Source organism: Bacteroidota bacterium (assembly GCA_018692315.1).
Classification (GTDB): Bacteria; Bacteroidota; Bacteroidia; order Bacteroidales; family JABHKC01; genus JABHKC01.
Map to the genome: position 1 here is coordinate 1 of JABHKC010000139.1, position 7,404 is coordinate 7,404.

The following is a 7,404-nucleotide window of genomic DNA, read 5'->3' on the forward strand; positions in this document are numbered from 1 at the left end:
ATATGCTAAAAATATCAATGGCACTGCTTATGGAAACGAATTGTCATATACAACAGACTCAAGTGCAATACTTGCAAATTTTGTAAACATTCCATCCGGAACTTTCCCCATAAACGGAACAAACGTAACTTTAAGCTCATATAACATTAACAAATACGAAGTAACACATACCGAATTTATTACATTTTTAAATGCAATAAACTGCAATGCCGATGGCAGCTATAATGATGCTGCTTATGGCAATGTTGAATATATAGATATGGATGCTAGTGATTGTGCGATAGACCACAACGGTAGCAACTTTTATTTTGGAGGTAGCAGTAAGGCAACAACTTCAAACTGCCCTGTTATTTTTACAACATGGTATGGAGCAAATGCTTATGCCCTTTGGGCTGGCGGAAGACTGCCGACCGAAGCCGAGTGGGAAGTGGCAGCAAGAGGGGCAACCGTAGCCCAATCAGCCGGAACTTACAGTAACACTTATGCTGGAACAAACAACAGCAGCAATTTAGAAGATTATGCCTGGTGTAGCTCAAACAGCAGTAACCAAACCCACCCTGTAGGCACCAAATTGTCCAACGAAATAGGCTTATACGATATGAACGGTAATGTTTTAGAATGGTGTAGAGATTGGTATGGGAGCAACTATCCATCGGGTACGAGCAACCCAACTGGAGCTACAACGAGCTCTTACCGTATTCTTCGTGGCGGAAGCTGGAGCTTCTTTTCCAGCAATTACGAGCTGTCGATACGTAGCCACATCTACCCGAGTGCCAGCAGCATGACCAGAGGCTTCCGCATTGCTGTACCTTAGTTTTGAGGTTTGCTTTTCAGGCCATACATTTTAAACTAAAAAAAAGTAGTTGCATTGAGTTTATAAACAAAGTCATTGCTGAACAGACAGAGAGACAAACTCAAAGCATCTGTGAATATAAAAATATCAAAATTCGGAAAAGACCTGACAGGTTTTGAAAACCTGTCAGGTCTGATTTACAGGAAATTACAACATTCAGCTTTCAAATAAAGCGTAATAAAACAGAACCTTTAATCTCCTGCCATTGGAGTTCGATTCTTGGGCTTAATAGTGTAGTTCCAGTCTTCTCCGTGGAATTCATGTTTGATAAGATTAATATTGTTTAGTTCTTTATTTGTAATCTTGATTCCTGTTTTATATATATTTGTATCAATGGCAGTTTTGACTTTTAATCCTGTCGTTGTTTTTGTAGAGGCAATTAAATTTACAATTATGCTAAAAGTTTCGAGCGGTCTGCCTCTCCAATTTTTTGAGATTTGTGAAAATAATCGATGTTCAATTTTGTTCCATTTGCTTGTCCCTGGTGGGAAATGACAAACACTTATCTCTAATCCTGTTTCTGTTGCAAAATTCTGTAATTCGACTTTCCATAATTTATTTCTGCTTCCATTTCTGCCTCCACCATCTGCATGAATAAGTATTTTTTTAGAGTCTGGATACATTTTTTCTCCCATTTCATACCACCAATTGCGTATTGAGGATACAGCAAACTGAGCTGTGTCCTTACTGATGCCTACACTTACCCATGCTTTGTTTGTAGTGATTTCATACACTCCATATGGTGTTGCTTTACCGTCTGCAAAACTTAAAAAATCATAAGCATTAACTTCTAATGGATTTCCCTTTTTGTGATACTCTTTACCTACATTAGAAAAGTTGCCAACTAATTCTTTTTTCTTTGCATCAACAGAAATGACTGGCTGCAATTCGTCTTGAAATTCTTTTGTTTTAGAATTTATATATTTAAATTGCTTATCTCTATCAACATGAGATTTACCTTCATTTCTTTTGCGAGTAGCCTGTAAACTAAAGCCGGATTTCTTTAATATATTTCCGATTTTTGTATGACTTATTTTATATCCTTTTTCTTTTAATGCTTCAGAAATATTGCGTAGGCTTTTTGTTGTCCAACGCAATGGAGATTCAGGATCTCCAATTGAATCAATATCTGCAATTTTCAGTATCTTATCAACTATTTCTTTATCTTTTTTTTCTAAAGAACATCTTCCTGCACCCGTTCGGCGAATTCTGTCTTGCTCAATTGTTTCTTTATTTATAATTTCTTTTTTCCCTATCTGAATAGTACTTTCTGCTAAGCCGGTTGCCTTATGAACAATTTTAATCCCTTTATGCCCAATTGATATTGCCTCAGTGGCTGCCCATAATCTTCGAGAACGTTCGTTCAATTCTCCTTTTATAGCTAAATATTTAATCCTAATTTCTTGTATTTTTTCCATACTGCAAATATAGTAAAAAATATACAATTACAATGAGTTATATATTTACATTGCCTTAGTACGAGACCTGTACGCTTAGTGGTGTGAGAGGTGCACTGGTTCCGACAAGTCGGAATCAGCCGCCTACTCGATTACCAAACGTTTTTTACAGTTCATACATATCAATCATTCACTTACGTTTAAGATAGTTTTAATCCTTATATCATTCGAAGATGCTCCAATCATAATTCTGAATTCGCCAGGTTCTACTAATTTGTTCATTTTTTCATCGAGCATCATCAATAATTCAGGCGTTATTTTAAACTCAACATCTTTTGTTTCTCCCTTTTTTAGATGAATTCGCTGAAAACCTTTCAATTCAATGATAGGGCGTGCTACTGAGGCAAACAAGTCTTTTATGTATAGTTGAACAACTTCGTCACCATCATAATTACCTGTATTTGTTACCTTAAATCTAACATTGGTACTATCCGTTGAATTTATTTCAGGAGATTCAATAATTAAATTACTGTATTTAAAATTGGCATAACTTAATCCAAATCCAAATGGAAATAATGGCTTTCCAGTGAGGTTCATATAATCATCTATTCTTCCAGTCGATTTATGATTGTAGTATAATGGCAGTTGAGCTTCATGTATTGGGAAGGTAATTGGCAACCTTCCAGCAGGATTATAATCGCCAAACAATACGTCTGCTATAGCGTTCCCTCCTTCATCTCCTGCATACCATACCTCAAGGATTGCCGGCACGTCATTTATCCAGTTACTCATAGTAATAGCACTACCTCCTACTAATACAACTACAAAAGGTTTCCCAGTTTCGGATATTTTCTTAATTAACTCTTCTTGATGGCCTGGTAAAGAAAGAAAGGCTCTGTCATTAGCTTCACCTTCATCAATACCAACAACAACAACAGAAAAATCATTAATTTTTGCTGAGCTTACAGCCTGTTGAATTTCTTCTTCCCAATTATTTTCAACTCCAACATTCCATATAAGGTTCATCCGAACATCTCCTGTTGTTTCAAAAAATTCAAGCTTGATATCATTTTCTTTATCTTTTATAAATGAGTATTCTTTAGTTATTTGTTGAAATGTTTGCTTTTTCCAATTATCAATTATCAACTTATCATCTATATACAAACGATAGCCGTCATTAGTCTTTAAACCAATATTAAAATTACCTGTTTCTGATGAGATAAGTTTTCCTGTCCATTTAACAGAATAATAATCGTAATTAATCTTTTCTTGATTAGGTGAGTATAGAGTCCAATTAAAATCAACCTTTTGATCAATTCTTGTCATGGCAGGATTTCCTTTAAGGTCAATATTGTTAAAATATTCACCTTTCAATCCATCTTTCTTATTCCCATTTTCATAATGAAAGAAGCTTACTGCAGGAACGGTTACAAATTCTACGGATTCTCTTCCACAGCCTTCAGCATAACTTATTTTACTTGATTCGCCAATTTTGTTTTTAATACCTTCCAAGATGCTAACAGGATTATTTCCAGGACCGGAATATCCACCAAGTCTAGCTTCAACAGCATCTTGACCAATTATTGCAATTGATTTGATATTCTTATTAATAGGAAGTATTTCATCCTCATTTTTTAATAATACTATAGATTCCTGAGCTGCTTTTTTAGCAATTTGTCTATGCTCTTTTGTGCCATTCCACTTTTCAGCTTCCTGAGTATCAATGTATGGGTCTTCAAATAGTCCTATTTTAAATTTTGCTCTTAAAACTCGTCTTACGGCCTCATTTAGTTTTTCTTCATCAATATCTCTATTTTCAAATGCTGGATAAAATAGTTCTTTATGGTCATAGGATGTCTGGAAAATAACATCAAGACCATTTTCTATTGATTGTTTACCAGATTCGGCATAATCTTTAGATGTAAAATGCAGAACATTTGCACCACCTACAGCATTGGCATCAGATATAACAAAACCTTTAAAACCCCACTCATCCTTTAGTTTTTTATTTAGCAAACAGTCATTTGCACTACATTGCCTACCATCTAAAGAGTTGTAAGATGTCATTACAGACCAAGCATTTGCTTTTTGAAAGGAAGCCTTAAAAGCAGGGAAATAGATTTCTTCTAATAATCTTTCATTAAAATGAATTGGATAACTGTCTCTACCTCCATCACCTACATTAGCAATAAAATGTTTAGGAGTAGTTATAACACCTAAGTTCTCAAATTCTGAAATAAACGATACTGCCATTTGTGTTGCAAGAAAAGGGTCTTCACCATAAGTCTCTTCTGTTCTTCCCCATCTTACGTCTCTAGCAATGTTTAGAACAGGAGATAATATTTGTCTAATACCTCTTGTTTTTGTTTCCATGGCAATAGCATGAGCTACATTTCTCATTAAATTAGTATTCCAGGTTGCTGCTAAGGCTATTGATTGAGGAAATGCGGTAGCATCTTTTCTAACCAATCCATGTAAGGCTTCATCAAATGGAATTATTGGAATTCCTAACCTTGTTTCCTCTACAAAATACTTTTGGATTTTATTGGTTAGCATTGCTATTTGTTCAGCTCTTCCACCTTCTGCATAGCTTAAGATTTGTTCTGCTTTAGATTCTGATTGTGACGCTGTATTCATTTGGAATCCAAAAATACCATCTTTATACTTTTCTTTTCCATCAGATAAATCACAAGGAACCATAAATACTTGACCAAATTTTTCTTCAATAGTCATTCTGGATAACAGGTCGTTTACTCTTTCCTCTATTGGTATATTAGCGTTTTTGTAATTTAATTTATCTTCCTGCTTACAGGAAAAAACAATTAACAGAATCACTGCAATCAGGATAAATACTTTATTTTGAATCATTTTTACTGTCAGTTTTTATATGTTTGGTATCGTTCCCGCAATATGGCCAGTTGGCGTTTTTCTTGCAGGATGTTCGTTGATTTGTATTTGTTTTTATATTTCACCTCTTAGTCTTAATGTCCTTGATGCGCCAATTGGCTATGATTGCGTGTTGGGCTTAGTTTATTTCACTAATTAGCTTAAAATCATAAAGAATTATAGATTCAATATTCTCTGACCATTGTTCAATCGAAATTGCATGCGGGTATTTTGTTACGATTGAAGTCGTTATATATTTCTTTCTCCCTTTAATTTTAATTTTTGCATTAAAAGTCATTGGCTTTTCTTGATGATGAACTGTTGTCAATATAATCATCTTTGAACCTGCGAAATCAGCATTGCAAAATTCAAACTCCATTTCATTTGTTATTGTATCTTTCCTTTCAAATTCGTCAAGAGCTTTTATCATATCAATTGTTTTTTCTGCTATAGATTTACCTAATAGTTTAAAATTTTCAATTTTCAAATCATTATGTTCAGCACTTATCTGTATTTTATATCCAATAGGAATTTCAATTTCACCAAAATCAATCCTCATACTTGAATTCTGTGCAATAATTACATTACTTGCAATTAATCCTATTATTACAATAACTATCTTTTTCATTTATCTTTTTTTAAAATTAAGCCCAACATTAGTATAAACGGAAAATCCCTCATATTTTCTTTATTATTTTTAAGTTTTAATTTCAATCTCATTGAAAGGATTTACAATTTCATTAAAATTTGCGCTTGATACATTTGTGTATATTTCAGTTGTTAAACTTAAGCCAAACCATCTAATTCAGTAATAATCTTGTAAGTTCATCTTTATTAACTTTTAAAATATGTAAAGATGGAGAAAAAAATGAATTTACGGTAGAAGAATTGTCTATATTGCACAAAATGCAAAAATGGATTTTGGTGAGTAATCATTTATGTTAAACCAAAAAATGAGAGAAAATCTTATCAAATATTACCTGACCTTCGGAAAACTATTCGGAAATTACATCTCTCTCCAAATTTCCCAAATTATTAAAAATACATATAAGCCAAATCTTTCACTATAAACCCGCTGGCTTGGGTTTAGTTCAATTCCGATTATTCATCGGGACTCAGTAGTTTTTCGCTGTTTTTATATTCTTAAGTGTTATCAGATTTTATTTATAAATTTATTAATCTCTCCCCAAAATAGATTTGGATCAATATCTTGTAAATTATTATGTCTTCCTCTTTCTATTGTTATCAAATTTTTAATTCCAGAATAGGTTTTAAAAAGAGATTCCCCCATATAATAAGGCACTACTTCATCATCAGTTCCATGAATAATAAGAATAGGAGATTTCAGGTTATTGATTTTCCCAATAGAATTAAAAGAATCACCAGCAACAGAAGTTAAAGATTCCATTCCCATAGCAGTAGCCATTTCTTTTCCTGAAGTTAAAGGTGTTATAAGTATGACTCCTTTAAAATTTCTTTCTTGCGATGTGTTTACTGCAACTGTAGTTCCTAATGATCTTCCAATTATTATAATGTCTTCCTCCGAATATCCTAAACTGTCTTTGGCAAAACCCAGCGCTGATTCACCATCAATATATATTCCTTTTTCACTTGGTTTCCCTGTGCTTTTTGCATAACCTCTATAACTAACTAAAAGAACATTTTGATTGATCTCATAAAGTTTATTTGCATAACCAAATCGACCATATAAATTACCAGCATTTCCATGAAAATAAATCACTAATGAATGATCTGAGCTGTCTGAATGATGAAAATAAAATGCTTGAATAGTCTCTTTATCCGTAGTTTTTATTCTTTTCTCAGAGATGTGAGAAGGAATATTTTCTTCAGGAATTTTACTTTTTTTATCAGGAAAAAAAGTCATTCCATTGCGAATATTTGAGCATCCAGTCAGAATTATTATTTGAAGCAGAATTATTGTTGTTTTTGATCTCATAGTTATTTCTGATTAGAGTAGAGCCTGATAGCCTATTCATATTTTTTTTCCCACAAAGATAAGAAAATTAGTTAGACTATCAGTACCCCCTTCATCAAACCGTACGTGAAGTTTTCCCTCATACGGCTTACCGATAGAGTTCTTCATTGAGTTTTCGCAAGGGTTTTCAAACGAGCATACTTTTCCAAGTCTAACAGCCCTTTGCCTTTAACAAATGTACTGTATGGGTGTTGGCGTAACACCTTGTGCGCTTTCCTTCCTTTGCTTTTCAACCATTTGAACAATTTATAATCCAGGTGTTTGATAATTAC

The 7,404-nt window shown here is 33.5% G+C and carries 5 protein-coding genes; 1 reads left to right on the top strand and 4 read right to left on the bottom strand.

The genetic code is table 11. The features are described from left to right. Positions 1-814: SUMF1/EgtB/PvdO family nonheme iron enzyme (locus HN894_10370; protein ID MBT7143733.1), on the top strand; the 814-nt coding region annotated here is incomplete at its 5' end. A 230-nt stretch (positions 815-1,044) separates the two neighbouring features. Here HN894_10370 and HN894_10375 read toward each other — a convergent pair. The 4 genes from HN894_10375 to HN894_10390 form a co-directional block, all read right to left on the bottom strand. Next, entirely contained in the window at positions 1,045-2,271 is a 1,227-nt protein-coding gene (locus tag HN894_10375; GenBank protein ID MBT7143734.1) for an ISAzo13 family transposase, read from the bottom strand. Between the two features lie 165 nt (positions 2,272-2,436). Further along, positions 2,437-5,118: a beta-glucosidase gene (locus HN894_10380; protein ID MBT7143735.1), complete on the bottom strand. Its 2,682-nt coding sequence runs from the start codon at positions 5,116-5,118 to the stop codon at positions 2,437-2,439. A 157-nt stretch (positions 5,119-5,275) separates the two neighbouring features. Further along, positions 5,276-5,764: a hypothetical protein gene (locus HN894_10385; protein ID MBT7143736.1), complete on the bottom strand. Its 489-nt coding sequence runs from the start codon at positions 5,762-5,764 to the stop codon at positions 5,276-5,278. A gap of 525 nt (positions 5,765-6,289) precedes the next feature. Continuing rightward, positions 6,290-7,093, bottom strand: a complete 804-nt coding sequence (locus HN894_10390; GenBank protein MBT7143737.1) for an alpha/beta hydrolase — start codon at positions 7,091-7,093, stop codon at positions 6,290-6,292. Between the last annotated feature and the right edge of the window lie 311 nt (positions 7,094-7,404).

Coding starts and splice junctions, on each gene's coding strand:
- HN894_10375 (MBT7143734.1), bottom strand. CDS start 2,271: ATGGAAAAAATACAAGAAATTAGGATTAAATATTTAGCTATAAAAGGA.
- HN894_10380 (MBT7143735.1), bottom strand. CDS start 5,118: ATGATTCAAAATAAAGTATTTATCCTGATTGCAGTGATTCTGTTAATT.
- HN894_10385 (MBT7143736.1), bottom strand. CDS start 5,764: ATGAAAAAGATAGTTATTGTAATAATAGGATTAATTGCAAGTAATGTA.
- HN894_10390 (MBT7143737.1), bottom strand. CDS start 7,093: ATGAGATCAAAAACAACAATAATTCTGCTTCAAATAATAATTCTGACT.